Source organism: Streptomyces sp. NPDC028419, assembly GCF_055565515.1.
Window position 1 is genome coordinate 34782 of sequence record NZ_JBVHUE010000003.1, and the last position, 26878, is coordinate 61659.

General features: G+C 73.7%; 19 protein-coding genes. 8 read left to right on the forward strand and 11 right to left on the reverse strand.

Going from position 1 to position 26878, the window contains the following annotated elements; genetic code table 11:
- Nucleotides 1-142: 142 nt before the first annotated feature.
- Nucleotides 143-1843, forward strand: coding sequence for a 3-oxosteroid 1-dehydrogenase (gene kstD / locus ACZ4UB_RS04630; RefSeq protein ID WP_468068581.1), 1701 nt, complete (start codon nt 143-145; stop codon nt 1841-1843).
- Between the two features lie 175 nt (nt 1844-2018).
- Here the strand turns inward: kstD and ACZ4UB_RS04635 are convergent, their stop codons facing one another.
- The 8 genes from ACZ4UB_RS04635 to ACZ4UB_RS04670 form a co-directional block, all read right to left on the reverse strand.
- Nucleotides 2019-2519, reverse strand: coding sequence for a hypothetical protein (locus tag ACZ4UB_RS04635; RefSeq protein WP_354384530.1), 501 nt, complete (start codon nt 2517-2519; stop codon nt 2019-2021).
- 112 nt (nt 2520-2631) lie between these two features.
- Nucleotides 2632-5391 (reverse strand): ATP-binding protein, encoded by a 2760-nt coding sequence (locus tag ACZ4UB_RS04640; protein ID WP_468068220.1) that lies wholly within the window; start codon nt 5389-5391, stop codon nt 2632-2634.
- A 101-nt stretch (nt 5392-5492) separates the two neighbouring features.
- Complete coding sequence (locus ACZ4UB_RS04645; protein WP_468068221.1) at nt 5493-5897, reverse strand: ACT domain-containing protein; 405 nt, start codon at nt 5895-5897, stop codon at nt 5493-5495.
- A gap of 169 nt (nt 5898-6066) precedes the next feature.
- A complete protein-coding gene (locus ACZ4UB_RS04650) occupies nt 6067-6294 on the reverse strand; it encodes a DUF397 domain-containing protein (protein WP_468068582.1) in 228 nt (75 codons plus the stop codon).
- A 144-nt stretch (nt 6295-6438) separates the two neighbouring features.
- Nucleotides 6439-7614 (reverse strand): thiolase domain-containing protein, encoded by a 1176-nt coding sequence (locus ACZ4UB_RS04655; protein ID WP_468068222.1) that lies wholly within the window; start codon nt 7612-7614, stop codon nt 6439-6441.
- Nucleotides 7611-8675: a thiolase domain-containing protein gene (locus ACZ4UB_RS04660; protein WP_468068223.1), complete on the reverse strand. Its 1065-nt coding sequence runs from the start codon at nt 8673-8675 to the stop codon at nt 7611-7613. The genes ACZ4UB_RS04655 and ACZ4UB_RS04660 overlap by 4 nt, the downstream gene beginning before the upstream one ends.
- Nucleotides 8675-9643, reverse strand: a complete 969-nt coding sequence (locus ACZ4UB_RS04665) for a Zn-ribbon domain-containing OB-fold protein (RefSeq protein WP_468068225.1) — start codon at nt 9641-9643, stop codon at nt 8675-8677. Before ACZ4UB_RS04665 ends, ACZ4UB_RS04660 begins: the two co-directional genes overlap by 1 nt.
- A 987-nt stretch (nt 9644-10630) precedes the next feature.
- The gene (locus ACZ4UB_RS04670) at nt 10631-11431 is read right to left on the reverse strand and encodes a crotonase/enoyl-CoA hydratase family protein (RefSeq protein ID WP_468068226.1); all 801 of its coding nucleotides are present in this window, start codon (nt 11429-11431) and stop codon (nt 10631-10633) included.
- Nucleotides 11432-11617: 186 nt separating this feature from the next.
- Between ACZ4UB_RS04670 and ACZ4UB_RS04675 the strand changes: the two genes are divergently transcribed.
- Nucleotides 11618-13264 carry an acyl-CoA synthetase gene (locus ACZ4UB_RS04675; RefSeq protein ID WP_468068227.1) on the forward strand — a complete coding sequence of 549 codons (1647 nt, stop codon included), beginning with the start codon at nt 11618-11620 and terminating at the stop codon, nt 13262-13264.
- Nucleotides 13265-13323: 59 nt separating this feature from the next.
- On the opposite strand, the gene ACZ4UB_RS04680 is transcribed toward ACZ4UB_RS04675, so the two are convergent.
- Together ACZ4UB_RS04680 and ACZ4UB_RS04685 are read right to left on the reverse strand one after the other, a co-directional pair.
- Nucleotides 13324-14391 carry a BUD32 family EKC/KEOPS complex subunit gene (locus ACZ4UB_RS04680; protein WP_468068229.1) on the reverse strand — a complete coding sequence of 356 codons (1068 nt, stop codon included), beginning with the start codon at nt 14389-14391 and terminating at the stop codon, nt 13324-13326.
- Between the two features lie 88 nt (nt 14392-14479).
- On the reverse strand, nt 14480-14746 hold the full coding sequence (locus ACZ4UB_RS04685) for a hypothetical protein (RefSeq protein ID WP_468068230.1): 267 nt from the start codon (nt 14744-14746) through the stop codon (nt 14480-14482).
- A 170-nt stretch (nt 14747-14916) separates the two neighbouring features.
- Between ACZ4UB_RS04685 and paaK the strand changes: the two genes are divergently transcribed.
- From paaK to ACZ4UB_RS04715, 6 genes are all read left to right on the forward strand, one after another.
- A complete protein-coding gene (gene paaK, locus ACZ4UB_RS04690) occupies nt 14917-16266 on the forward strand; it encodes a phenylacetate--CoA ligase PaaK (protein ID WP_468068231.1) in 1350 nt (449 codons plus the stop codon).
- 247 nt (nt 16267-16513) lie between these two features.
- Nucleotides 16514-17344 (forward strand): YhjD/YihY/BrkB family envelope integrity protein, encoded by an 831-nt coding sequence (locus tag ACZ4UB_RS04695; protein WP_468068233.1) that lies wholly within the window; start codon nt 16514-16516, stop codon nt 17342-17344.
- Nucleotides 17345-17423: 79 nt separating this feature from the next.
- Nucleotides 17424-22022 carry a type I polyketide synthase gene (locus tag ACZ4UB_RS04700; RefSeq protein WP_468068234.1) on the forward strand — a complete coding sequence of 1533 codons (4599 nt, stop codon included), beginning with the start codon at nt 17424-17426 and terminating at the stop codon, nt 22020-22022.
- Between the two features lie 10 nt (nt 22023-22032).
- Nucleotides 22033-22728, forward strand: coding sequence for a 4'-phosphopantetheinyl transferase family protein (locus ACZ4UB_RS04705; RefSeq protein ID WP_468068236.1), 696 nt, complete (start codon nt 22033-22035; stop codon nt 22726-22728).
- 142 nt (nt 22729-22870) lie between these two features.
- Nucleotides 22871-25324, forward strand: a complete 2454-nt coding sequence (locus tag ACZ4UB_RS04710) for a SpoIIE family protein phosphatase (protein WP_468068237.1) — start codon at nt 22871-22873, stop codon at nt 25322-25324.
- A gap of 217 nt (nt 25325-25541) precedes the next feature.
- On the forward strand, nt 25542-25781 hold the full coding sequence (locus tag ACZ4UB_RS04715; protein ID WP_468068238.1) for a response regulator transcription factor: 240 nt from the start codon (nt 25542-25544) through the stop codon (nt 25779-25781).
- A 28-nt stretch (nt 25782-25809) separates the two neighbouring features.
- Here the strand turns inward: ACZ4UB_RS04715 and ACZ4UB_RS04720 are convergent, their stop codons facing one another.
- Nucleotides 25810-26847, reverse strand: coding sequence for a serine/threonine-protein kinase (locus tag ACZ4UB_RS04720; RefSeq protein WP_468068240.1), 1038 nt, complete (start codon nt 26845-26847; stop codon nt 25810-25812).
- Nucleotides 26848-26878 lie beyond the last annotated feature (31 nt).

Here is a 26878-nt window from a genome sequence, read left to right on the forward strand (position 1 = left end):
TGATCCCCCGAAGACCTTTTCTGACTCAGCATCAGAAATGCTGGAGAGCCGCCCTCCCTCCCCACACCGCTGGAGCCCGCCCATGTCCGCAAGACCGACCTCCCCTTCCCGGCGCACGGTCCTGGCCGGTACCGGCGCCGGGATGCTGGCCGCCGGCCTGCCGTCCGCCCCGGCGCGGGCCGCAGACGTGCCCACGCTCGGCGAGTACGACGTCGTGGTGGTCGGCTCCGGCGCCTCCGGGATGACCGCCGCGCTGACCGCCTCGGGGCGCGGCCTGAGCGTGCTGGTGGTCGAGAAGGCCCCCACCTTCGGTGGCTCCGCCGCGCGTTCGGGCGCGGGCATCTGGCTGCCGAACAACTCGGTGATCCTGGGGGCGGGGGTGCCGGACACGCCGGAGAAGGCCGCCGCCTACCTCTCGGCGGTGGTGGGACCGGGCGTACCCGCCTCCCGCCAGCAGGCGTTCTTGGCGAACGGTCCGCGGATGCTGGACTTCGTCATGGCGCACAGCCCGCTGAAGTTCCGCTTCATGGACGGCTACAGCGACTACTACCCCAACCTGCCCGGCGGCCTGCCGAACGGGCGCTCCATCGAGCCGGACCAGATCGACGGGAACGTCCTGGGCGGCGAACTGGCGCGCCTGAACCCCGCGTACATGCCGGTCCCGGCCGGAATGGTCGTCTTCAGCCAGGACTACAAGTGGCTCAACCTGGCGGCGGTCAGCGCGAAGGGCCTGGCGGTGTCCACCGAGTGCCTGGCGCGCGGCACGGCGGCCGCGCTGCGCGGCGAGAAGCCGCTCACCATGGGCCAGGCGCTCGCCACCGGCCTGCGGGCCGGGCTGCTGCGGGCGGGGGTGCCCCTCTGGCTGAACAGCCCCCTGGTGGACCTGGTGCAGGAGGGGGGTGCGGTGACCGGGGTCGTGGTCGAGAAGGACGGAGCGCGGGGCGTCGTACGGGCCCGGCGCGGCGTGGTCATCGGCTCGGGCGGCTTCGAGCACAACGCCGAGATGCGGGCGCGGTACCAGCAGCAGCCGATCGGCACGCAGTGGTCGGTGGGCGCGAAGGAGAACACGGGCGACGGCATCCGGGCGGGCAGCCGGGCCGGGGCGGCGCTCGCACTGATGGAGGACGCCTGGTGGGGACCGTCGATCCCGCTGCCGGGCGAGCCGTACTTCTGCCTGGCCGAGCGCACCCTGCCCGGCGGCCTGATCGTCAACGGGGCCGGGGCGCGGTTCGTCAACGAGGCGGCCCCGTACAGCGACGTGGTGCACGTGATGTACGAGAAGGACCGCGGCACGGGCTCGCACATTCCGGCGTGGCTGATCGTGGACCAGAACTACCGCAACAAGTACCTGTTCAAGGACGTCCTGCCGACGATCGTCTTCCCGGACTCCTGGTACGAGTCCGGCGCGGCGAAGAAGGCGTGGTCCTGGGACGCCCTGGCGGGGCAGATCGGGGTGCCGGCGGCCGCGCTGCGGGCCACGCTCAACCGGTTCAACGCGCAGGCGTGGAGCGGGACCGACCCCGACTTCCACCGGGGGGACACGGCCTACGACCACTACTACACGGACCCGGGCGTGCACCCGAACTCCTGCCTGGCCCCGGTGTGGGCGCCGCCGTTCTACGCGTTCAAGATCGTCCCCGGTGACCTGGGCACCAAGGGCGGCATCGTGACGGACGCGCGGGCGCGGGCGCTGCGGGAGGACGGCTCGGTGATCCGGGGCCTGTGGGCCGCGGGCAACGCGAGCGCGGCCGTGATGGGACACAGCTACGCGGGGGCCGGTTCGACGATCGGTCCCGCGATGACCTTCGGCTACGTGGCGGCGAACGACATCGCGGACGCGTAGCGGTGGCTTCCCGGGGGGGGCTGCCGGCGGGACGGGGGCTCGCTCGGGGGCCCCCGCCCCGGGTGCGGCCCCCGGGTGCGGCTCCGTCTGCCCTCCGGGGGCGCCTCAAACGCCGGCGGGGCTGTATGTGGGCGCGCCCGCCCGTCGTCGCCCGGGGGGACGGGCGGGAGTGGGCTCAGCCCTGCTGGAACAGTTCCGCGGGGAGCGGCTTGAGCAGCGCGTAGAGGTCGTCGGTGATCGGGCGGTCCCAGCTGGCGATGGTGACCAGCACGTTGTCGCTGCGGTCGAACTGCACGCAGGAGATCCGGGACTCGGACAGCTTCACCTTGCGGACGATGAGGAGGTTGTCGCCCTGCATGACGGGGCAGTCCTCGGCGCCGGTGACCTCGACGTCCTCGTCGTTCTCCAGGGCGAGGAGGAGCTGGGCCACCTCGAAGGGGACCTCCTTGTCGGCGAGCTCCCGGGCCGGGGAGCCCTCGGGGAGGTTGCCGATGATCATCGCGGGGCCGCGGCCGCCGAAGAGGTCGTAGCGCAGGAAGACACCCTGACAGCTGCCGTCGGGGGCGGGGAGCAGCCCGGCCCCGAGGTTGCCCGGCCAGTCGCCCGGGTCCATGGCCAGGACATCGAAGTCCGGGCCCGCGGGAGTGGCGGCGCTGCGGCGGCGGAGGAAGGACATGCGGCCATGGTACGTGGCCGCATGGGCTTTCCGCCCCGGGCCCCCGCGGCGCCGCCGAACGCCCGTTCGCGGCGCCCCGGGGGCACCCGGGGCGCCGCACGGTGGGGCCGGTCTACGCGCCGGACCGCGCCGGGACCGGGGCGCGCCCGGCGGTGGCGAGGGCCGCCTCGGCGGCGGCCGCCACGCCGTCGGCCCCGCAGGACACCGCCACCGCGGCCGCCCGCTCCAGCAGGGCCGGGTCCCGCCGGGCCACCCCCAGGTCCAGGAGCGAGCGGCACAGCTCGTACCCGGCCGGAGAGTCGCTCAGCAGGGCCACCGACTCCTCCAGCAGCGCCACCCGCCGGGAGCGCGGCCCCACCCGCGCCGCCACCCGCAGGGCCTGCCCGACGGCCGACGGCGCGCCGAAGACCCGGGCCCGCCGGAGCGCGTCGGCGGCGAGCGCGCGGGCGCGGGCCGGTTCCCGCGGCGCCACGGCCAGGGCGAGGTGCAGCTGCCAGGGGCACCAGGCCGGGTTCTGGATGCCGCGCGGGGTCAGCCGCCGGTCCACCGCCTCCAACTCCGCGATCGCCGCCGCCGTGTTGCCGCGGGCCAGCAGCAGTTCCGCGTACACGGTCTGGGAGTCGGGGAAGACCACGGCCGCCGGGAAGGGCTCCGCGAACTCGTGTGCGCGGGCCAGGTCCCAAGCCTCCTCAGCGCGGCCGCGGGCCAGCAGGGTCTCGACCAGGATGGCGATGGCGTACCAGTGCACGGGCGTGCGGCGGCCCACCCGCTCGGCGAGCCGCAGTCCGGCCCGGGCCAGCTCCTCGGCCTCGACCAGGCGCCCGGAGCGGTAGCGGATGTAGGCGCGCAGGCTGTAGGCGAAGGACAGGTGCGCCCCGCGCCAGCCCTGGCGCTCGAATTCGGCGGTGCCCGCCTCGAAGAGCTCCTCGGCGCGCTCGGGCCGGTCGGCGTACATGTGGGCCATCGCGGCCAGCACCGGGACCTCGAAGCCGCGGTCCTCGTGGGCCCAGCTGAAGCCGTCGGCCAGGGCGCGCCCGGCGTGGTGGAGGACCACGTCCACGGACTCGCCGCGCAGCGTCGCGTCCCAGGCGCGCAGCCCGATCACGTACCGCTCGGTGAGGTCACGGCCGGTGAGCCGGTCGGCGAGCCGGGCGAGGCGGCGGGAGCGCGCCGGGGAGTCGGGTTCGGCGGCGTTGAAGGCCCCCCACATGAACTGCTCGGACTGGAGCCGCAACCGGCCCCGGACGTCGGGGGTGTGCCGGATCTCCCGGGCCAGCGCGTCGCAAGCCTCGGCGAGCCGGTCGCTGTGCGCGAGCACCTGGGCGAGCCGGATGACGATGCCCTGGCGCAGCGCCGGGTCCTCGACGGGTTCGGCGAGGGCGGCGCGCAGGTGGTTCACGGTGGTGGCCGGTTCGGTGAGCAGTGAGGCGCAGCCCAGTTCGTACAGGACGGCGGCCCGCTCGTCGAAGTCCGGGGGTTCGCGCAGGGCGCGGGCGAGCTGGCGGCGGGCGGCTTCGGGCGCTCCGGCCCGCAGGTTCTCGCGGGCGGCCTCGCGCAGCGTGCGCACCACCCAGGGGTCGTTCTCGGGGTGGGCTTCCAGGAGGTGGCGGGCGGCCGCGGAGGCGCCCAGGCCGCCGTCGACGACGGCCACCGCGGCCTGACCGTGCAGGGCGACCCGCAGGCCGTCGGGGATGGCGCGGTAGATCGCGGTGGCGATCAGCGGGTGGACGAATTCGAGGCCGCCGTCGGGCTCCGGGCCCCCGTCGGCTCCGGGACCGCCCTCCTGCTCGGCCGCGGCGCAGAGGATGCGGGCGCCGCGCAGCCGTTCGGTGGCGTCGACGGCCTCTTCGGTGCCGAGCCCGGCCACCCGGGCGGCCAGGTCGCGCGGGATGGCCGTGCCGAGGACGGCGCAGGCCCAGGCGAAGCGGACGGTGGAGGGTCCGAGTCGTTCGAGGCGGGCCACCAGGCCGCTGCCGCGCTGGGCGGCGGCGAGGTCGCGCAGCAGCGGGGCGCTGGATTCGACCGGGTCGAGGCCGCGGTCGTGGACCTTGGCGCTCAGCTCGACGGCCTCGAAGGGATTGCCCGCGGTGACCTCCCAGGCCTCCCGGCAGAAGGCGTCGTCGGCGTGGTCGCCGACCTCGTCGCGCAGGAGCCGGCCGACGGCGGCCGCGGTGAGCGGGGCGAGGGTGAGCGGGCGTCTGCCCGCCCGGCCGGGCAGGGTGCGGAACGCCTCGGCGTGGACGGGCAGTTCGTCGGGGCGGTAGGCGACGACGAGGAGCAGCGGGAGCTGCTCGGCGCGGGGGGCGAAGGCGGCGAGCCAGCCGAGCGACTCGGGGTCGGCCCAATGGGCGTCGTCGAGGACGAGGACCACCGGGGCGCGCTGGACGGCGAGGTGGGTGAGCACCCAGTCGAGGCCGTCGCGCAGGCCCTGCGGGTCGGGGGGCGCGCCTTCCTCGGGGGCGCAGAGTCCCAGGGCGGGGCCGACGATGGCGTACCAGCTGCCGAGGGCGGCGCGCAGTTCGGCTTCGGAGCGGCCGGCCAGCTGGGGCTGGATCAGTTGGCGGGCGACGTGGAAGGGCTGACCCTGTTCCCGTTCGCCGCCGCGGGCGGCCAGCAGGGTGCAGGCGCGGGCGCGGGCCCGCCGGCGCACCTCGGCGAGCAGGGTGGTCTTGCCGAGGCCCGCGGGGCCGCAGAAGGCGAGGAGCGCGCCGCCGCTCGCCCCGGGGCCCGCGGCGGCCCTGGCTCCGGGAGTCGCCGCGCCGCCGCTTCCGGGGCGGGCGCCGGCCAGTTGGTCCAACGCGTGGTCCACGAGGGCCAGTTCGACATCGCGTTCGAACAATACGCGCCGCATGTGGGTCCGGCGTTCCGTCATGACTGTTACCCCCCAGACCTGTTCGGGGCATCAGCGTACGCCCGCTTGAGCTGGAAGGAAGCCCGCAGTTCGGGAAAGATCGAAATCTTTTCCGTACGGCGTTATTCAGCCGATTCGGCGGCCAGCGCCTCCAGGACCGCGACCGCTTCCGCGGCCCGCTCGACGGCCACGAAGAGGTGGTCGTGGTGGTACCCGGCGATCACGTTGCAGCTGAGGCCGTGCGCGGCGAGGGCCGCGGCGAAGGCTCCGGTCAGACCGACGGCGTCGAGGGCGGAGTGGACGCGCAGGGTGATCCACCCGGCCACGTAGTCGTACGCCAGTGCGACGGCGTCCGCCTCCTCCTGGCGCAGCACGAGGGTCAGGCCCTCGGACTCCAGCACGGTGGCCACCGGGGTGACGCCGGCGGGGGCCGCCGGGCCGGGGACGGCGCAGAAGACGTACCGCCCCTCGTTCAGCTCGGGGCGCATGCCGCTCAGCAGTTTCCTCAGGTCGCTCTCTCCACTCATGCCCGCACCCTACCTTTCCTCCCGCTATGACCGGTTCGGCGGCCCTGGTGGAGGGGCGCGGGACTCGGTCGCGGTGGTGCGGAGGGCGGTGCGGAGGGCGGCGGCGCGGCATCGACGGGACGGCGCCACCGGGGCGGCGGCACGCGCCCCGGTGACGCGCCGCCCGTGGCTACGTCAGGTCGAAATCGCCGCCGCGGGCGTTCAGGACGAACTTGCGCCACTCGTCCGGCGCGAAGATCAGCGAGGGGCTCTCGGGCCGCCCGCTGTTGCGCATCGCGATGAAGCCTTCGACGAAGGCGATCTGGACGTCACCGGCTCCCCGGCTGCTCGACTGCCACTCCGCCCCGCTGAGATCGAGTTCCGGCTTGTCCCAGCCGGCGTAGGGCTTCGAAGTCATGCTCTCGGCCACGTGCGTGCTCCTCCCGGTACGTCGTCCGGGGGCAAGGTTAACCACCACCGGGCGTGCCGGACAGGCCGCGGTGGGTCACCGCGCGTCCCGTCCGGCTCCGCTGTCCGGAAACCGATTTCCGCTCCGGGTGCCTCAGTTGGCCGGTTCCTCCGCTCCCACCAGCCACATCGCGAAGAACTGCGCACCGCCGCCGTAGGCGTGCCCGATCGCCCGCCGCGCCCCGTCCACCTGGTGTTCTCCGGCCTGTCCCCGCACTTGGAGGGCGGCCTCCGCGAAACGGATCATGCCGGAGGCGCCGATGGGGTTGGTCGACAGGACACCGCCCGACGGGTTGACCGGGAGGTCGCCGTCGATCTCGGTGACCCCGGCCTCGGTCAGCTTCCAGCCTTCGCCCTCGTCGGCGAAGCCGAGGTTCTCCAGCCACATCGGCTCGTACCAGGAGAAGGGCACGTACATCTCCACCGCGTCGATCTCCCGGCGCGGATCGGTGATGCCCGCCTGCCGGTAGACGTCGGCCGCGCAGTCCTTGCCCGCCTGGGGCGAGACGAAGTCCTTGCCCGCGAAGAGCGTGGGCTCGCTGCGCATCGCCCCGCCGTGCACCCAGGCCGGCGGTTTCGGCGAACGGGCCGCGCCCTCCCGGTCGGTGAGGATCATCGCGCAGGCGCCGTCCGAGGAGGGGCAGGTCTCGGAGTAGCGGATCGGGTCCCACAGCATCGGTGACGCCTGGACCTTCTCCAGGGTGATGTCGTGCTCGTGCAGGTGCGCGTAGGGGTTCTTGAGCGCGTTGCGCCGGTCCTTGTACGCGACGAGCGAGCCGACCGTGTCGGGCGCGCCGGTGCGCCGCATGTACGCCCGTACGTGCGGGGCGAAGAAGCCGCCCGCGCCCGCCAGCAGCGGCTGCTGGAAGGGAACCGGCAGGGAAAGACCCCACATGGCGTTGGACTCGGACTGCTTCTCGAAGGCGAGGGTCAGCACGGTGCGGTGGACCCGGGCCGCGATCAGGTTCGCCGCGACCAGTGCGGTCGAGCCGCCCACCGAACCCGCCGTGTGCACGCGCAGCATCGGTTTGCCGACCGCTCCCAGGGCGTCCGCCAGGTACAGCTCCGGCATCATCACGCCCTCGAAGAAGTCGGGGGCCTTGCCGATGACGACGGCGTCGATGTCCGCCCAGGTCAGACCGGCGTCCTCCAGGGCGCGGACGGCCGCCTCGCGGACCAGGCCGGCGATGGAGACGTCGTGGCGGGCGGCCACGTGCTTGGTCTGGCCGATGCCGACGACGGCGACCGGCTCCTTGCCCGTTGCGCTCATGCTCGGTCCCCTTCCAGGACGGCGACCAGGTTCTGCTGGAGGCAGGGGCCGGAGGTGGCGTGCGCGACGGCCCGGTCGGAGGCGCCGCGGTGGATCCGGGCGGCGGCCTCGCCGATCCGGATGAGCCCGGCCGCCATCATCGGGTTGGCCGCGAGCGCCCCGCCGGAGGGGTTGACGCGCACCTCGTCGCCGAGCCCGAGGGCCTTGCGCAGCACCACCTCCTGGGAGGTGAAGGGCGCGTGCAGCTCCGCGGTGTCGACGGGCGCGTCGAAGACCCCCGCGCGCTCGGCCGCGAGCCGGGTGGACGGGGAATCGGTGAGGTCGCGCAGGCCCAGGCCGTGCGCCTCGATGCGGTGGTCGATGCCGGTGATCCAGGCGGGGCGGGCGCACAGGGCGCGCGCCGTGTCACCGGCCGCGAGGATCACCGCGGCCGCGCCGTCGCCGATGGGCGGGCAGTCGCCCGTGCGCAGCGGCCTGACCTGGTAGTCGCCCTGCGGTACGGCGCCACCGAGCTGGGCGTGCGGGTTGTCGGCGGCGGCCGCCCGGCTGCGGGCCGCGATGGCGGCCAGCGCCGCCTCGTCGGTCTCGCCCGCGTCGATCAGCGCCTGCGCCTGGAGGGCGGCCAGGGCCACCGAGTCGGGCCAGAGGGGGGCGAGGTAGTACGGGTCGAGCTGGCGGGTCAGTACGTCGCGCACGGATCCCGGCGAGGACTTCCCGTAGGAGTAGACGAGCGCGGTGTCGGCCTCGCCGGTACGGATCTTCACCCAGGCTTCGTAGAGCGCCCAGGCACCGTCCATCTCGACGTGCGACTCGGAGATCGGCGGCCAGGCGCCGACGCCGTCGAGGGTCATGGTGAACGAGAAGGCCCGGCCCGCGAGGTAGTCGCTGGATCCGGAGCAGGTGAAGCCGATCTCCCCGGCCTTCAGCCCGGTCTGGGCGAGGACCTGGTGGAGGACCGGCATGACCATCTCGACTTCGCTCAGCTCGTCGGTGCGGCGCAGGTGGTCGCTCTGCGCGAAGGCGACGACCGCGACGTCGCGGGACGCGCGTGCGTGGGCCATCAGATCAGCTCCTTGTACACGTCGTAGTCGGCGTCGGGCTCGCCGGTGGGCCGGTAGTGGTCGGGGTGGCCGGCGCCCTCGGTCCAGACCGGCTCCACGCGGAGGCCCATCCGGACCTGGTCGTAGGGGATGCCGCCGATCCGGCCGTGGAGGGCGAGCCCGGCGCCGTCGAGCGCGATGTGCGCGTAGACGTACGGGACCTCGATGTCGAGGTTGCGGGCCTTGATGTTGACGATGCAGTAGGTGGTGACGGTGCCCGCCGGGCCGACCTCGACCCGCTCGGTGGTCGCGACGCCGCAGGTGGGGCACGCGCCGCGCGGCGGGACGTACACCTTGTGGCAGGAGGGGCAGCGTTCGCCGACGGTGCGGCGCTCGGCGAGGGCGTTGATGTAGGCGGTCTGGGCGCGGCCGGGGCTGTAGACGTAGTCGAGGCGGGCCTCGGCGACGATGCCGGTGACGGCGTCCTCGAAGACGCCGTCGTGCGGTCGTGCCCCGGGGGCGGGGTCCTGCGCCGCGTCGTCGTACGGCTCGAAACAGGCGATGTCGGTGATGGCCCCGGTGCGCTCGGCGGCCCACCGGATCCGGACGCGCATCCCGCTGTGGACGGCCTCGGGGCCGGACGCGTCGAGGGCGTGCAGCAGGGCGGTGTCGGCGCCGTCGAGCCGGACGAGAACCCAGGCGAAGGGGGTGTCGAGCGGCTGCTGGGGGCGGGGGGCGGCGTTCCAGGCCCAGGTGGTGACGGTCCCGGTGGCGCCGACCTCGACCAGGTCGCGGATCTCCTCGGCGGTGACCGGGTCGTACTCGACGGGCGGCACCATCACCCGGCCGTCGGTGGTCCTCACCCCGAGCACGACGCCCTCGCGCAGCCCGGTGAGGAAGGCGCTCTGGACGGGCCCGAGGGAGCGGGTGAAGGGGAACTCGACGACGAGGGGAGCGCTCAGCACTTCCGGTGTGGGGGCGGCTGTCATGGGGTGCTCTCCGATTCTCCGGGACGGGGTCGGTGGTGCCGGTCCCCTGCGGGGGGGCGGGGCGGGGCGGCCGGTACCCCGGTTCGGGGCGGGGTCCTGGTGCGGGTCTGGGCTCTGGTGCGGGCCGGGGTCCTGATGCGCTCGGGGCCCCGCACCCGTGGCGCGGCCGTCCCCGATCGTTGGGCGGGCCCGCTGCCGGACGGGCCCGTTGCGTACGGGCGTTGCTGCACCGGCGCGCTCGCCGCGCCGGCTCGGTCCTCCGGCCGGATCGGCCGTTGGGCCGGATCGGCCGTTGGGCCGGGTCGGTCCCGGGCCGGGTCGGTCCCGGGCCAGGTCGGTCCCGGGCCGGGTCGGGCTCCGTACCAGCTCGGGCGCTGGGCCGGGTATGCCGCCGGGCCAGCCCGGTCTCCGTACCAGCTCGGGCGCTGGCCCGGGTCGGGCCCCGTGCCGGCCCCGATGCTGGGCCGCGTCGGGCCCCGGACCGGATCGGTCGGGTGGCCGGATCGGCCGCCGGGCCGCCCCGGCCGCTGGACCGGCCCCGACGCCGGGCCGGGTCGGTCGCTGGACCGGATCGGGCCCCGTACCGGGTCGGGCGCCGGGCCAGCTCGGGCGCCGGGCCAGCTCGGGCGCCGGGCCAGCTCGGTCGCTGGACCAGCCCGGGCTCCGTACCAGCTCGGTCGCTGGGCCGGGTCAGGCCCCGTACCGGCCCCGGTGCTGGGCCGGGTCGGGCCCCGGACCGGATCGGTCGGGCGGCCGGGTCGGGCGCAGGGCCGGATCGGCCGCCGCGCCAGCCCGGTCGCTGGACCAGCCCGGTCTCCGTACCAGCCCGGTCGCTGGGCCGGGTCGGGCGCCGGGCCGGGTCGGGCTCCGTACCGGCCCCGATGCTGGGCCGGGTCGGGCCCCGTACCGGATCGGTCGGGTGGCCGGGGCGGGTGCTGGGGTGGCTCGGTGTGTCGCCGGGACGGGTCGACGTGTCGGGGGGCGGGGTCAGGCGCGGCGGTAGACCGGCGGTCGCTTCTCGGCGAAGGCACGGGAGCCTTCCTTCGCATCGGCCGTGTCGAAGACGGGCCAGCCCCGGGTGAGTTCGGCGGCCAGCCCCTCCGTCTCGGTCAGCTCCGCGGCCTCGTACACCGACGCCTTGACGGCCTCGACGGCGAGCGGCCCGCACGCATTGACCTGCGCGGCGATCTCCAGCGCCTTCTCCAGCGCCGTGCCGTCGGGCACCACCTGCCCGATGAGGCCGATCCTGGCCGCCTCCTCGGCCCCGTACGGCCGCCCGGTCAGCAGCATTTCCAGGGCGTGGGTGCGCGGGATCTGCCGGGGCAGCCGCACCGTCGACCCGCCGATCGGGAACAGCCCGCGCTTGACCTCGAAGAGCCCGAAGGTGGCGCCGGCCCCGGCCACCCGGATGTCGGTGCCCTGGAGGATCTCCGTCCCGCCCGCGACGCAGTAGCCCTCGACGGCGGCGATGACCGGCTTGCGGGGGCGGTGGTGGCGCAGCATCGCCTTCCAGTGCAGGTCGGGGTCGGCCTTCAGCCGGTCCCGGTAGTGGTCGCCCGCCATCCCCTTGCCCGCGAGGGCCTTGAGGTCCATGCCCGCGCAGAAGTCCCCGCCCGCGCCGGTCAGGACGACCGACCGGATCTCGTCGTCCGCGTCCGCTTCGAGCCAGCCGTCGTACAGGCCGACCAGAAGCGGCAGCGAGAGCGCGTTCTTCGCCTCGGGCCTGTTCATGGTGAGCACCAGCGTGGCGCCGTGCCGTTCCACGGTCAGGTGTTCTGTCCCACCCATTGCCGTCCTCCCTCTCAAGACCTAGAACAGGTTGCAGGAGGGGCGGGTGCAGTTCAATAGTTTTCTGACACCCAGTCAGTTTTCTTGGGTGCCGCCCTTCCCAGTTGGCAGGCACGGCGCTCTAATGGCCGCCGTGCCGCCCAGCGCGGCTCTGTCATGCGGATTTTTCCGGGGTCAGGAGGAACGGTGGAGTACAACCTTGCCGACCTGTTCGAGTCGGTCGTCGACGTGGTTCCCGACCGCGAGGCCCTTGTGTACGTGGACCACCCGGGCACCGGCGCGGAGCGCCGCCTCACGTACGGAGAGCTGGACGCGGCGGCGAACCGGATCGCGCACCACCTGCTGGACAGCGGCCTGAAGCCCGGCGAGCACCTGGGCCTTCACCTCTACAACGGCGTCGAGTACCTGCAGACCGTCCTCGCCGCGCTCAAGGCGCGCCTCGTACCGGTCAACGTCAACTACCGCTACGTGGAAGAGGAACTGGTCTACCTCTACCGCGACGCGGACCTCGCGGCGCTGGTCTTCGACGCCGAGTTCACCGAGCGGGTCGCGGGCGCCCTGCCGCAGACCGAGAAGCTGCGCCACCTCGTCCGGGTGGGGACGGCTCCCGACGGCGCCCCGCACCTGGACGCCGTACCGTACGCCGAGGCGGAGGCGGCCGGTTCCAGCGACCGGGGCTTCGGTCCGCGCTCGCCCGACGACCTCTTCATCATCTACACGGGCGGCACCACCGGGATGCCCAAGGGCGTGATGTGGCGCCAGGAGGACCTGTTCTTCGCCGGGCTGTTCGGCGGCGAGCCCTCGGGCCAGCCGGTGCGGCGGCCGGAGGAACTCGCCGAGCGCGTCGCGAAGAACAGCCCCGGGCTCACCTTCTTCCCCGCTCCCCCGCTGATGCACGGCACGTCGACGCTGACCTCGTTCGTGGCCTTCAACTACGGCCAGCGGGTGGCCATCCACCGCAAGTACACGCCCGAGGACGTGATCCGCACGATCGCGAAGGAGAAGGTCTCCAGCGTCTCCCTGGTCGGCGACGCGATGCTCCGGCCGCTCATCGACGCGCTGCGCGGGCCGTTGCAGGGCGCCGACCTGTCCTCCCTGTTCAGCGTCTCCTCCTCCGGGGCGATCATGTCGGAGACGGTGCGCGCCGAGTTCCAGGAACTGGCCCCGCACGTCATGTTGTTGAACAACTTCGGTTCGTCCGAGTCCGGTTCGAACGGTCGCGCGACCAATGACTCCGGGCCGGAGAAGGGGTTCCGGCTGGAGGTCAACGACCGTACGCAGGTGGTGGATCCGGTGACGCACGAGCCGGTGGCGGTGGGCGAACCGGGACGGCTCGCCCAGCGCGGGTACGTACCGCTCGGCTACTACAACGACCCCGTCAAATCGGCGGAGACCTTCTTCCAGAAGGGCACGGAGCGCTGGGTGCTGCTCGGGGACATGGCCACGGTCGACGAGGACGGCATCGTCACGATCCTCGGGCGCGGCTCGCAGTGCATCAACACCGGGGGCGAGAAGGTCTATCCGGAGGAGGTCGAGCAGGCCCTCAAGTCCCATCCGGACGTGTACGACGCCCTGGTGGCGGGGGTCGCGGACGCGAAGTGGGGCAACCACGTGGCCGCGGTGGTCCAGGTCCGCGCGGGCGCGGCCGACCCGACGCTGGAGGAGATCCAGAGCCACTGCCGCACGAAGCTCGCCGGCTACAAGATCCCGCGCCAGCTGGTCATCGCGCCGAACATCCAGCGCTCGCCGAGCGGCAAGGCGGACTACCGGTGGGCCAAGGCGGTGGCCTCCGAGGCGGTGACCTCCGAGGCGCGGGGGCGGGCACAGGCGTAGCGCGGCCGTCGGGTGGACTCCCGTACCGCAGGCGCTTCGGCAATCCGGCGATCCGTCCGTCAGGTGATCCGGCGGAGCGCCTCCCAGGGATACGGGGTCCGCCTGCTCTCGAAACGGAAGGCGCGGTAGTAGTCCGTCATCACCGCGGCGACCGGGGCGTGGCGCGTGAGGATCGCCGCGATCCGCGACGGGATCCCCGTCGGGGGTTCCCCCCGGGCGCAGGCGCGCACGAAGGCGACCCGCTCGTCCCGCTCGTACCCGTACAGGGCGGTGACGAGCCACTGCACGAGGTGGGTGACGGTGTAGCAGCGGTCATAGCTCTGGTGCTCGGCGAAGAATTCGACCTCCTCCTTCGACAGGTCGAAGCGGGAGGAGAGCGCCAGGCCGTAGTCCGTGAAGAACAGACGCTCGCCGTCGGTGAGGACGTTCTGGAAGTGGCCGTCGAGATGCAGGAGGCCACGGGCGTTCATGAATGAGGTGCCGGCCTCAAGCTCCCTCGCCACCATGGCGCATGCCCGCTCGGCGCTCTCCTCGTCGGCCTCGACCTGAACGCCCAGCCAGTCGTGCAGGTTCCGCGGGATGTACTCCAGGAACAGCGCGACGCTCGCCGTGGAGTCCCGCAGCGCCTCGATCCGGTGGCGCACTGGCGCTCCGCCTCCCCAGTAGGCGACGGTCCGCTCCACGTCGGCCAGTTCCGCGGGCAGCGCCTGCCCATGGTGCGGCAGCACCCGCCAGTGGTACATCAGCGGAAAGCCCTCGTGGTCCTGTGCGAGCACCCAGTTCGTCGTCATGGTGTGCACGGCCAACTCCCGCCAGGCTCCCCATCCGGGGCTTCCGGGAACCCCGAGGCCGGGGTGGCAGAAGGCGGGCAGCCCGAAGAGGTTCGCCGTGGATCGGACGTTCTCCGGCCGCCTCTCCAGATCGGTCAGCGGCAGCCGCTTGACGAAGACCGGCGTTCCGTCGACCTCCAGCAGCGCCGAGGTCCCACCGATGCCGGCGCCCAACGGCGCGGCCGTATCGACGAGGTCGCGCAGTTCGTGATCGCCGCACAACCCCAGCGAGGTGGAGACGGCGCCGTAGGCCGCCAACCGCGCACCACGCGACGCGTCGAAGCCTTCGACGGCCACCTCCCCCACCAGCGCACCAGCCTCTCCGCAACACCCGGCCGCACAGTCATGGCCGTAATCATGGCCGTGGTCATGGCCGTAGTCATGGTCATGGTCGCAGGTCGACCCGGAGTTCCGCGGCCAGGGCCCGGCTCCAGTGCGCGAGTTCCTGGCGGTCGATGCCCTGGCCCAGCGAGGCGGCCTGTTCGTCGGTCAGGCGCAGCGGTCCGGGGTCCTCCAGCAGCCGGGACACTTCGGCCAGCAGCCCGACCAGGCGCCGGGCGCCGGAGGCTCCGAGCCGCACCGAGACGGCGGGGTCGACGTCGGACATCGCCACGGCCTCCCTTCGGCGGGCCGGCTCCTGCGGCTCCTCCACGTCCTTCGACGGTACGCCGCCGGGCGTACGGCCGCGCGGGAGCCGACCGTCCGACGGGCGCCCCGCCGTGGATCCGAACAGGCGATCACTCGTTCGAGTCATTGATTTCCGCCGCCCGCTCCGGCAGGCTACCGAATGATCGGTCGGTTGGCTCACAACGGGGTGACGAGATGGCTGCTTCCTCCACTGCCGCTAGGTCGGCGAATTCCGCTTTCGAGGACCACAGCGAAGGGCTCGCTCCGGACGCCCTGGCGGAGCTGCAGCTGTCCCGTCTGCGCGCGACCCTGCACCGCGCCTACGAGAACGTCCCCTTCTACCGGCAGGCCTTCGACAAGGCCGGACTGCGCCCCGAGGATTGCCGCTCGCTCGCCGACCTGGCCCGGTTCCCCTTCACCACCAAGGCCGACCTGCGCGACAACTACCCCTTCGGGATGTTCGCCGTCCCCCGCTCCGAGGTGCGCAGACTGCACGCCTCCAGCGGGACGACCGGGACGCCGACCGTCGTCGGCTACACCGAGCGCGACCTCGACACCTGGGCCGAGGTGGTCGCCCGCTCGATCCGCGCGGCGGGCGGCCGCCCCGGCCAGGTGGTGCACGTCGCCTACGGCTACGGACTGTTCACCGGCGGCCTCGGTGCGCACTACGGCGCCGAGCGCCTGGGCTGTACGGTCGTGCCCGCGTCCGGCGGGATGACCGACCGCCAGGTCCGACTGATCCAGGACTTCCGCCCCGAGGTCATCATGGTGACCCCGTCGTACATGCTGACCCTGCTCGACGAGATGGAGCGCCAGGGCATCGACCCCCGCTCCACCTCCCTGCGGACCGGGATATTCGGCGCGGAACCCTGGACCGAGGAGATGCGCCGGGAGATCGAGGAGCGCCTCGACATCGACGCCGTCGACATCTACGGACTGTCGGAGGTCATCGGCCCCGGGGTCGCACAGGAGTTCGCCGAGACCAAGGACGGGCTGCACATCTGGGAGGACCACTTCCTGCCGGAGGTGGTCGACCCCTTCACCGGCGAGGTGCTGCCGGACGGCGAGCCCGGGGAGCTGGTGTTCACCTCCCTCACGAAGGAGGCCATGCCGGTGATCCGCTACCGCACCCGGGACCTCACCCGCCTGCTGCCCGGCACCGCGCGCCCCGCCTTCCGGCGGATGGAGAAGGTGACGGGTCGCAGCGACGACATGATCATCCTGCGCGGGGTCAACCTCTACCCGACGCAGATCGAGGAGGTCATCCTGCGCACGTCCGCGGCCGCGCTGGCCCCGCACTTCCAGCTCCGCCTGACCCGCGAGGGCCGGATGGACGCCCTGACCGTGCGCGTCGAGGCCCGCCCGGAGGCCACGACCGCCGAGCGCGAGGGGGCGGCGGCCGCGGTGACCCGGGCGGTCAAGGAGGGCGTCGGGGTCTCCGTAGGCGTCGAGGTGGTGGACCCGCACACCCTGGAGCGCTCGGTCGGCAAGCTCCAGCGCATCGTGGACCTCCGCGGCCGTGGCGACACGCCTTCGGGGGGCTAGGGCGTGTTTCGAAAGTCCCGCCTGGCTCGCGACGCCTGGTACCGCACCTCGCGGCGTTGTCGGAACGCCCGATTACGTCCAGTAGGCGGGCGCCCCTCCGCCTTGCGATGCACGGCACCAGACGCCGCGAGCCGCGCCCTCCGGGCGCCCGGCGCTACTTTCGAAACACGCCCTAAAACCACCCCTTCGGGCGCATTTACCGGCCACACCTGGGAAGCGACGGGCACGCGCGGGTAGGGCATGGTGCGTGCCCCCGTCCCTCCGGCAGCTCCACGACCGGCTCTTGGCGTCCTCCGCCGGGCTGGCCTGGAGCCGTGGCCGGGAGATGGAGCTGATGCACCGGGCGATGGGCTTCGCCGCCCTCGGGTTCCTCACCCTGGTACCCCTGCTGATCGTCGTGGCGGCGGCCGCGCCCGGCAGCGGTGAGGGGTTCGGCCGCTGGCTCGCGCAGGCCCTCGGGGTGACCGCGGCCTCCCGGGCCCGGGTCGAGGTCCTCTTCGGGGCGGAGAACCAGGCGCTGGAGCGCACCACCGCCTTCGGCCTCGCGGCCCTGGCGGTCTTCGGCCTGACCTTCGGCTCGGCCGTACAGACCGGCTACGAGAAGGTCTGGGACCTGCCGACGGCCCGCTGGCACACAATGTGGCGGCACGTCGTGTGGCTGGCCCTGCTGGTGGTCTACATCGCCCTGCTCGTCCTCATCCCCGCCCCCTCCGACGACGCGATCGGGACGGTCCTGGGCACGGCGGGCGACCTGTTCGGCACCTGCGTCTTCTTCTGGGTCTCGCAACGGGTGCTGCTCGGTGGCCGGGTCCGCTGGCCGGCCCTGCTGCCCGGAGCCGTCGCCACCAGCCTGGGCCTCCTGGGGCTGCGGATCTTCTCCCAGCTGGTCTTCTCCCCCCTCATCGCTTCGAACGCCGTCACCTACGGCCCCTTCGGCACCCTGCTGGTCGTCCAGTCCTGGCTCGTCGGCGTCGGCTTCGTCGTCTACGGCGGCGCGCTCGTGGGGCGCCTGCTCCACGAGGAGCGCACCCGGCGGCGCCTGGGCACGGACGCCGGCGCCCTGTCAAGTGACGAATAGCCGGGGCTGGGGCCGCGGAGCGGCTGCGGGCACGGTGGGAAACCACCCGTCGTGCGCCACCGCCCCGAAGGAAGCTCCCATGACTGACATCGCCATCATCGGAATCGGCTGCCGCTTTCCCTCCGCCCCGGACGTCCGGGCGTACTGGGAGCTGCTGCTGAGCGGGGAGCGGCAGTTCTCCACGGTCCCGAGGGAGCGTTGGAACCACGAGGTCTTCCACGCGCCCGGTGACCCGTCGGTGCCCAACGCGGCGTACACCGACCAGGTCGCCTTCCTCGACGACGTGGACCGCTTCGACGCCCTGCACTTCGGGGTGCCCCCCGCACGCGCCCGGGCCATGGACCCGCAGCACCGGCTGATGCTCGGCGTCACGCGCGAGGCGCTCGACGACGCCGGGCTGGGCCGCGGCGACTTCGACCGGGAGAACACCGGGGTCTTCTTCGGTCTGTCGGTGTCCGACTACAAGGACCTCATGACGGGCCACATGCGTGCCATCACCCTGGCCGACGAGGCCCGGGCGGCGGGCGGCTCCCCCGACGCCGACCATGCCCCAGACACCCTCGACGCCCTCGACGCCCTCGATGCCCTCCAGGAGCAGGCCCGACGGCTCGGCGTCGTCGAGGCCTTCACCCTGCCCGGAAGCCTGCTGAACATGGCGTCCGGCTCGGTCAGCCGGCACTTCGACCTCGGCGGCCCCAGCTTCGCCGTCGACGCGGCCTGTTCCGGCTCGTTGGTCGCGCTCGACCAGGCGATGGCCCACCTGCGCCGGGGCACCTGCTCGACCGCCCTCGTGGGCGGGGTGTACCTCAACCTCACGCCCGACAGCCTGGTCGGCTTCTCCCGGCTCCGCGCGCTCTCCGCCACCGGGGTGTGCCGCCCCTTCGACGAGCGGGCCGACGGCTTCGTCCTCGGCGAGGGAGCCGGGGTCGTCGTCCTGCGTCCGCTCGCCGACGCGCTCGCCGCGGGCGACCGGGTGTACGCGGTGATCAAGGGCATCGGCACCGCCAACGACGGGGCGTCCCCCGGCCCCCTGGTCCCGACTCCCGAGGGCCAGCTGCGCGCCATGCGCCGGGCCTACGCCGACGCGGGCGTCGCGCCCTCCTCCGTGGGCTTCCTCGAAGCGCACGGCACCGGCACTGCCGCGGGCGACCGGGCCGAGGCCGAGGCACTGCGCCGCCTGCGCACCGAGTACCCCGACGACGACCCGGGGCTCTGCTACCTCGCTTCGGGCAAGGCCCTCATCGGGCACTCCCTGGCCGCGGCGGGCATCGCGGGGCTGATCAAGACGGCCCTGGTCGTCCACCACCGCACGATCGTGCCGCAGCCGGACACCGTCCCCCACCCGGACCTGGGCATATCCGCCGCCGGCCTGCGCTTCGCCGACACCGCCCGTCCCTTTCCGCGTACGGGCGCCCCGCGGCGGGCCGCCGTCAGCTCCTTCGGCTTCGGCGGTACGAACGTCCACGTGGTCCTGGAAGAACAGCGGACCGTCCCGGCCCCCGTCCCCCGCCCCGAGCACGCCGACACCACCGGCACCGCCGACACCACAGCCACCGCGGACACCGGCAGCCCGGACGCTGCCCGGGTCCCGGACCCCCAGCTCGTCCTCCTCTCCGCCGGCAGCCCCGACCTGCTGGTCCAGCACATCGGCGACGTACTCGACGCACTCGACACGGCGGACCGTGCGCCGCTGGCGGCCGTGGCCCACACCCTCGCCGCCCGCAGGCCCCTGACCGCGCGGCTGGCGATCGTGGCCACCGACACCGACGGGTTCCTGCGGCGGCTGCGCGAGGCCCGCGAACAGCTCCTCGCCGGCGCCCGCGGCGACCTCGGCGACGGCGCCTTCGCCGCCGACGCGCCGCTCCCGGCCGCCCAGCGTCGCGTCGCCTTCCTCTACCCCGGTCAGGGCAGCCAGCGACCGGGCATGATGCGCGACCTCCACGAGCGGTTCCCGGCCTTCCGGTCGGCGGTCGGCGTCCTCGGCGCCGTGGCCCGCCGGGACATCGGCGTCGACCTCGCGGAGCTGCTGTACGGCGGGACCGCGACGGCCCACGACGCCGCGGAGCGCATGCGGCGGCTCACCGACACGGAGGTGTGCCAGCCGCTGCTCGGCAGCGTCCAGATCGCCGCCACCCGGGTCCTCGCCGACTGCGGCGTCACCCCCGACCTCACCCTCGGCCACAGCGTCGGGGAGTTCGCCGCGGCCGCGGCGGCCGGAGCGCTCACCCCCGTGGACGCCGTCCGGCTGCTGGTGCGCCGGGGCGCGGCCGTCCGGCGGGCCGAGAGCGGCTTCCAGGGCGGGATGCTCGCCGTACAGAGCGACGAGGAGACCTGCCGCCGGCTCGTCGCCGGCATCGAGGACGTGTGGCTCGCCTGCTTCAACCAACCGCGCCAGATCGTGGTCAGCGGCACGGTCGAAGGGCTCGCGGCCCTGCGGCGGGCCTGTGCCGAGGCCGGGGTGGTCACGGCGTCGCTGGAGGTGTCCCACGCCTTCCACTCGCCGCGGCTGGAGTCGGCCGAGGAGAGCGTCCGCGCGGACCTCGCCGGCCGCCGCATCAGCAGCCCCCTCCTGACCTTCGTGTCCTGCGTGAACGCGGAGGTCTGCGAAGATCCCGACCTGCTGCGCCGGCTGTGGACCCGGCACGCGTCCGTACCGGTGCGCTTCAGCGACGCCGTCCGCACGACGTACGCGCAAGGGGCCCGCGTCTTCCTCCAGGTGGCCGGCGGCAGCTCGCTGCTGACGTCCGTACGCCGCAACCTCGCCGGTCACGGCGACGTGCACGTCGTCCCCGTCGACGCGGAGGCGCCGGACGCCGGGCGGTCCTTCGTCCTGGCCCTCGCCCGGCTCGCCGTCCTGGGCGTGCCGGTCGACCCGCGCGCGCTGGTTCCCCAGGAGGAGCGCGTGCTGCTGGACCTGCCGGTGGCGCGGCTCGACACCCGGTCCTACTGGTTCGCCGACCGGGGGCCCGCGCGGCGGGACACCGCTACCGCTTCGGCTCCCGCTCCCGCCCCTTCGGCTCCCGCTCCCGCCCCGACTCGCGCGGCCGCCCCCGCTCCGGCGGCGCCTCCCGCCCCCGTGGACCCGCCCGCCCTCCGTGCCCCGGCCCGGCGGGAGGTCAGGGAGGCGGTGACCGCCCAGGTGGCCCGGATCAGCGCCTTCCCCGTGGGTCACCTGCGCGACGACCAGCTGCTGATCGACGAGCTCGGTTTCGACTCGTTGATGCTCACCGACCTGTTCACCTCCCTGCAGCGGCAGTGGCCCGGGTGGTGCTTCGACGAAGGGGTGGCCGACCGGCCGACCATCGGTGGGATCGCCGCGCTGATCGCGGGCCCCGCCGAGGTCGCCGCACCGGCGGCCGTCCCGACCCCCGTCCCGGTCCCGGTCCCGGTCCCCGTCCCCGTCCCCGTCCCCGAACAGCGCGCGGCGCAGGACGACGGGCCCCCCACACTCGCACCCGCGGAGCACACCCGGATCGAGTGCTTCCCGGAGGTGGCCGCCCACGGCGAGCGCGTCGCCCTCCTGGCCCGGTCGGGCCTGGCCAACCCGTACTTCCTCGTCCACGAGGGCGGCATGACGGACACGACCGTCGTCGGCGGCCGGGAACTGCTCTCGTTCTCCAGCTACAACTACCTGGGGCTGGCCACGCACCCGCAGGTCCACGAAGCGGCTCGGGAGGCGATCGCCCGCTTCGGCACGTCGGTGTCCGCCAGCCGGCTGCTGTCCGGCAGTCGGCCGCTCCACCTGGAGCTCGAAGCGGAGCTCGCCGACCTGCTCGGATGCGAGGACTCGATCACCCTGGCCAACGGCCACGCCACCAACGTGACCGTGATCGGGCACCTCGTCGGCCCCGGTGACCTCGTCGTCCACGACGCCCTCGCCCACGACAGCATCCTGCAGGGCTGCACGCTCTCGGGCGCGACCCGGCGGCCGTTCCCCCACGACGACGCCGCCGCCCTGGACGCCCTCCTCCGGCAGGTGCGCCACCAGTTCCGACGGGTGCTGATCGTCGTCGAGGGCGTGTACAGCATGGACGGCGACATCGCCGACCTGCCCGCGCTCGTCGAGGTCAAGCGCGAACACGGCGCACTGCTGATGATCGACGAGGCGCACAGCATCGGGACGATCGGGGCGACGGGGCGCGGCATCGGCGAGCACTTCGACGTCGACCGCTCGGCCGTCGACCTGTGGTCGGGCACCCTGTCCAAGGCCCTGGCGAGCTGCGGCGGCTACGTCGCGGGGACCGGCCCGGTCATCGACTACCTGCGGTACACCGCTCCCGGCTTCGTCTACAGCGCCGGGATGACCCCGGCGGACACGGCGGCCTCGCTGACCGCGCTGCGGTTGCTGCGCCGCGAGCCGCAGCGGGTGGGCCGCCTCGCGGCGAACGCCGCGCAGTTCGTCGGCCTCGCCCGCGAGGCCGGCATCAGCATCGGGGACAGCCACGACACCCCGATCGTGCCCTGCATCGTCGGGGACTCCCTGCGGACCCTGAGGTTGGCGCAGGCCCTCTTCGAAGAGGGCATCAGCGTCAATCCCATCCTCCATCCCGCCGTCCCCGAGGACATGGCCCGGTTGCGCTTCTTCCTCACCCACGACCACACGCCCGAGCAGATCCGAGGCGCCGTGGCCGTGCTGGAGCGGCAGCTGGGGCTCCTGTCCCCGGCCCGGGCCGCGTGAGCCCACGATCATGGACGCCACGGACACCATCGGCACCGTCGTGACGGAGGGCACCGCCTTCCGGCCGATCGCGCCGGGCCGCCCCCTCCGGTGGGGCGGCGCCGGCGTCGTCGTGGCCCGGCGCGAGGACCTGCGCCGGACACCGCTCCTCTCACCGGCCGAACAGCGCGTGGCCGACGGCCTGGCATCCCGGCGCCGGGCCGAATGGCTGGCCGGCCGACTGCTCGCCAAATGCCTGGTCGCCGCGTTCCTCGCGGTCCCGGCGCACGACGTGGAGGTGCTCCCGCGCGGCGACGGCAGCCCCCGCGTCCTCGTCGGCGGCGGCCCCGCAGCCGCCCTGCACCTCTCCCTCAGCCACACCGCCCGGCACGTCGCCGCGGCCCTGGCGCCGGGGCCGGTCGGTGTGGACCTGTGCGATGCGGCCTCGGCCGAGACGGTGCGCCGCGTCGCGGACCACGTCCTCTCGCCCCGGGACCGGCGCGCCATCACCACGGACCGCCCCGGCGATCGGCCCGGCGCCTGGGCCGGTGCCTGGGCGCTCAAGGAAGCCGCGGTCAAGGCGGACAGGAGCGGCATCTTCGGCGCCGCCGCGCGGCGCGTCCCGATCCTGAGCCTGTGGCCACCCCTGCTCGGCGGGGGACGCCGCGCCATGGTGTGGCAGACGGACGGCACGACCTTGGCCCTCGTACTCGCGCCCCGCTCGTGACGCCGCCGCTCCGTGACGGCACTGCGTTGGTGCTCCGTGCCCCGCCGGATCATGCTTGTCAGTGGAACCCTCGCCGTGCGCGGTTCCGTGGGACCGCGCACGGCACCGCGGCGCAGGACTAGCGAGGGCGAGATGAGCGTCGATGGAGCAACTTCCCACCCCTCCCGGTGAGCGGCCGGCGGCAGCGGCGGAGCCGAACGCCTCACCCGAGCCGGTGTACCGGGCCACGGCCACGGCCACCATCAGCGAGCTCGGCATCGTCACCGAGTGGAGCGAGGACGCCGCTCTGCTGCTCGGTTACACGGCCTCCGAGGTCGTCGGGCTGCCTGGCGCGCACCTGCTCGCCGATGCCTTCGCCGAGGAGGCCCGCCCGATCCCGCCCGGCCCGGAGCGGTGGAGCGGGACCGTGGCCCTGCGGCACCGGGACGGCCGACGGCTGGAACAGGCCCTGCTCGCGCACCGCCGGACCTCCAGCGACGGTCCCACCAGGTGGTTCGTGGTCTCCGCGGTGGCCGGCGAGGCCACCCGGGCGCCGCGGAACGGTCCGCTGAGCGAATGGGCCTTCGCCCAGTCGCCCTTCCCCCTCGCGATCTTCGACGAGGACCTGCGGCTGGTACGGGCGAACACGGGCATGGAGCGCGCGCTGTCCCTCACCGAGGCCGAGATGCGCGGGCTGCGCCTGTACGACATCGTGCCCGACCCGGTGAGCGAGGCGACCGGGCGCACGATGCGCCTGGTGCTGGAGACCGGCGAACCGCAGTACGTCGACGCCTTCGTCCACCCCGCGGGTACGGAGCCCGAGCACGGCTGGGTGACCTCGCTGGCCCCGCTGCGCGACCCGGACGGCCGGGTGCGTGCGGTCTCCATGGCGGCGCAGCACGCGGCCGGGCCCGAGGAGGACCAGCGCCAGCCCCTCGCACCGGACGACGCGGCCTCGGCCGTCGCCCGCATCGGCACCACCCAGGACAGTGCCCGTACCGCCCAGGAGCTGCTGGAGGTCGCCGTCCCGCGGCTCGCCGACTTCGCGTTCGTCGACCTTTTGGACCCCCTCCCCCGCGGCAACGGACCGTCCGCCCCCGCCGCGGCGACGCCGGTCACCGTGCGCCGGACCGCCGCCCGCTCGGTCCTGCGCGGGCAACCGGAGTCCCGGGTGTCGGTCGGCGAGCGGACCACGCATCCGCCGTTCTCCCCACCCGCGGACTGTCTGGCCGCGGGTCGCGGAGCGGTGTACGGGACGGCGGACCCGGGCGTCGCCCGCGGGGCGGTCCACGACCCGGGAGCCGCCTGGATCGCCGATTACGGCGCCCACTCGATGATGGTGGTGCCGCTGCGGGCGCAGGGCACCACCCTCGGGGTGGCCCTCTTCGGTCGCCACCAGCGCTCGGAGCCCTTCCTGCCGAAGGACCTCTGGCTGGCCGAGGAGCTGACGAACAAGGCCGCGAGCAGCATCCGCAACGCGCCCCGGCACCCCCGGGAGCACACCTCCACGATGATGCTCCAGCGCAGCATGCTCCCGCGTTCGCTGCCCGCCCACTCCGCGCTGGAGACCGCCTCGCGCTATCTGCCCGCCGGTGGCGAGGCCGGTCTGGGCGGCGACTGGTTCGACGTGATCCCGCTCTCCGGGGCGCGGGTGGCCCTGGTCGTGGGCGACGTGGTCGGCCACGGCATCCGCGCCTCCGCCACCATGGGCCGACTGCGCACCGCCGTACGCACCCTGGCCGACGTCGACCTGCCGCCCGACGAGCTGCTCACCCATCTCGACGACCTCGTCATCCACCTGTCCGCCGACGAGGCCGACCGGGACGGCGAGGAGACCGCCGGAGGGATCGGCACCACCTGTCTGTACGTGGTCTACGACCCGATCACCCGCCGCTGCACGGCCGCGCGGGCGGGCCACCCGCCACCCGTGGTGATCTCCCCGGAGGGCTCCGCGTACCTCCTCGACGTCCCGGCCGGGCCGCCGCTGGGTCTGGGGGGCCTGCCCTTCGAGACCATCGAGGTGGAGCTGCCGGAGTGGAGCATCCTGGCCCTGTACACCGACGGCCTGCTCCAGGCCCGTGACCACGACATCGACGAGGCGCTGGACAGCATGTTCACGGCCCTCGTCCGGCCGGCCGCCACCCTGGACGCGGTGTGCGACAGGGTCCTGACCACCTTGTTGACCCATCCTCCGGACGACGACGTCGCCCTCCTCGTCGCCCGGACCAGGGCGCTGCACGCCGACAAGGTGGTCGTCTGGGACGTCCCGCCGGACCCGTCCATCGTCGGCCAGGCCCGGCGGGACGCCACGGACCAGTTGACGGCCTGGGGCCTCGACGACGCCGCCTTCGTCACCGAGCTGGTGGTCAGCGAGCTGGTGACCAATGCCATCCGCTACGGCGAGCCGCCCATCCAGCTGCGCCTGATCCACGAGGACACGTCCCTGATCTGCGAGGTCTCGGACGCGAGCGGTACGGCCCCGCACATGCGGCGCGCCCGGATCTTCGACGAGGGCGGACGCGGCCTCCTGCTGGTGGCCCAGCTGGCCCAGCGCTGGGGCACCCGACACACCCCCCTCGGCAAGACCATCTGGGCCGAGCAGTCCCTCATCGGGTGAGGCGGGGCCGTTCAAGCGGCCCGGCCCTTACCGCGATGGTTCCCGCGCTATGCGTGTCGGCGTTGCCTGTGACACGCCTGTGACAGTCGACGGACACCTCCATGAAGTCCCACCGACAAGCTCTTTAACAGGGACATACATCCGCAAACACGGATGAGTCCCCTGCTTCCGAGGGTGTGAGCAGCGATGACCGAGCCGATGTGTCGGAGGAAGTCCCATGAGCCTCACACTCTCCATGCCGCACGCCGAAGCCACCGCCACCACCGCCACCGTTCTCGCTCCCCGTGAGCAGGAGGCGCTGCGCCACATCGCCGCCGGGTGCACCTACGTGCAGACGGCCCGCTCCATGGGACTCTCCCGGCACACGGTCGACGCCTACCTGCGCCGCATCCGCACCAAGCTGGGCATCAACACCACGGCGGAAATGGTCCGGCTCGCCGTCTCCCTGGGCCTGTGACCGGCCGCACCCCCTGATCCCCCACGACCTACGCGCTCCACCACCCGCGGGACGGGCCGACGAAGACCGGCAGCGCCCAACCGGGAGGCTCCGGTGGCGACACGCGGTCGCCGGACCAGCCGACAGACCGGGCATCCGACAGGGATGCCCGGTCGACGTGCGTCGCGGCGCCGTTCCCTCCGTTCGTGGCGGCGGCCGCGCGCAGCGCCGCCACGAATTCCAGGCAGGAGCCGTACCGGTCCTCCGGGACCTTGGCCAGGGCCTTCGCCAGGACCTCGGCGGCGGCCGGGGCGATGTCCGGCCGCTTCTCCGTCAAGGGGGGCGGCTGGTCGTACTGGTGCGCCCACAGCAGCGCCGGGGCGTCGTCGCGCACGAAGGGCGGGCCACCGACGAGGCACTCGTACACGACGCACCCGAGGCTGTACTGGTCGCACCGGCCGTCCACCGGGCGGCCGGCGATCTGCTCCGGCGCCATGTAGTCGAGCGTGCCCACGAACTCACCGGCGGTGGTGAAGCCGCTGAGCGCCAGTGCCTTCTTCGTCAGGCCGAAGTCCGTGAGGTAGACGTGTTCGGGGTGGTCGCTGTCGGTGCCGGCGGCGACCAGGATGTTGGCGGGCTTGACGTCCCGGTGCACCAGTTCGTGCTCATGCGCCGCGTCGAGGGCGGAGGCCACCTGGGCGGCGATGCGCACGGCGGTCGTCAGGGGCAGCGGGCCCTCGCGGTCCAGCAGGACCCTCAGGTCCGGACCCACGACGTACCGCATCGCGATGTACAGCACGCCGTCCGTGTCACCGGCTTCGAAGATCGGCACGATGTGGGGGTGGTCGATCCGCGCGGCCACCCGGGACTCGTGGGTGAAGCGGCGGCGGAAGACCTCGTCGCGCACGCGCTCCGGGGCGATCAGCTTCAGCGCGACCATCCGGTCCAGGCGCAGGTCCTTGGCGCAGTAGACGACGGCCATGCCGCCGCGGCCGATCAGCCGCTCGATCCGGTAGCCGGCGATCTCCTGCCCGATCAGGCCGGAGGGCCGGCCCGTGTAGAAGATGCGATGCGATGCCGTGCCCATCAGGCGCCTCCCGCTCCCGGCCGACCGACTC

Bases quoted from the DNA above. Each gene is read 5' to 3' on its own strand.
- ACZ4UB_RS04720 (WP_468068240.1), bottom strand. From the start codon at position 26,847: ATGGGCACGGCATCGCATCGCATCTTCTACACGGGCCGGCCCTCCGGC.
- ACZ4UB_RS04715 (WP_468068238.1), top strand. From the start codon at position 25,542: ATGAGCCTCACACTCTCCATGCCGCACGCCGAAGCCACCGCCACCACC.
- ACZ4UB_RS04700 (WP_468068234.1), top strand. From the start codon at position 17,424: ATGACTGACATCGCCATCATCGGAATCGGCTGCCGCTTTCCCTCCGCC.
- ACZ4UB_RS04705 (WP_468068236.1), top strand. From the start codon at position 22,033: ATGGACGCCACGGACACCATCGGCACCGTCGTGACGGAGGGCACCGCC.
- ACZ4UB_RS04665 (WP_468068225.1), bottom strand. From the start codon at position 9,643: ATGACAGCCGCCCCCACACCGGAAGTGCTGAGCGCTCCCCTCGTCGTC.
- paaK (WP_468068231.1), top strand. From the start codon at position 14,917: ATGGCTGCTTCCTCCACTGCCGCTAGGTCGGCGAATTCCGCTTTCGAG.
- ACZ4UB_RS04635 (WP_354384530.1), bottom strand. From the start codon at position 2,519: ATGTCCTTCCTCCGCCGCCGCAGCGCCGCCACTCCCGCGGGCCCGGAC.
- ACZ4UB_RS04650 (WP_468068582.1), bottom strand. From the start codon at position 6,294: ATGACTTCGAAGCCCTACGCCGGCTGGGACAAGCCGGAACTCGATCTC.
- ACZ4UB_RS04710 (WP_468068237.1), top strand. From the start codon at position 22,871: ATGGAGCAACTTCCCACCCCTCCCGGTGAGCGGCCGGCGGCAGCGGCG.
- kstD (WP_468068581.1), top strand. From the start codon at position 143: ATGCTGGCCGCCGGCCTGCCGTCCGCCCCGGCGCGGGCCGCAGACGTG.
- ACZ4UB_RS04660 (WP_468068223.1), bottom strand. From the start codon at position 8,675: ATGGCCCACGCACGCGCGTCCCGCGACGTCGCGGTCGTCGCCTTCGCG.
- ACZ4UB_RS04670 (WP_468068226.1), bottom strand. From the start codon at position 11,431: ATGGGTGGGACAGAACACCTGACCGTGGAACGGCACGGCGCCACGCTG.
- ACZ4UB_RS04640 (WP_468068220.1), bottom strand. From the start codon at position 5,391: ATGACGGAACGCCGGACCCACATGCGGCGCGTATTGTTCGAACGCGAT.
- ACZ4UB_RS04655 (WP_468068222.1), bottom strand. From the start codon at position 7,614: ATGAGCGCAACGGGCAAGGAGCCGGTCGCCGTCGTCGGCATCGGCCAG.
- ACZ4UB_RS04645 (WP_468068221.1), bottom strand. From the start codon at position 5,897: ATGAGTGGAGAGAGCGACCTGAGGAAACTGCTGAGCGGCATGCGCCCC.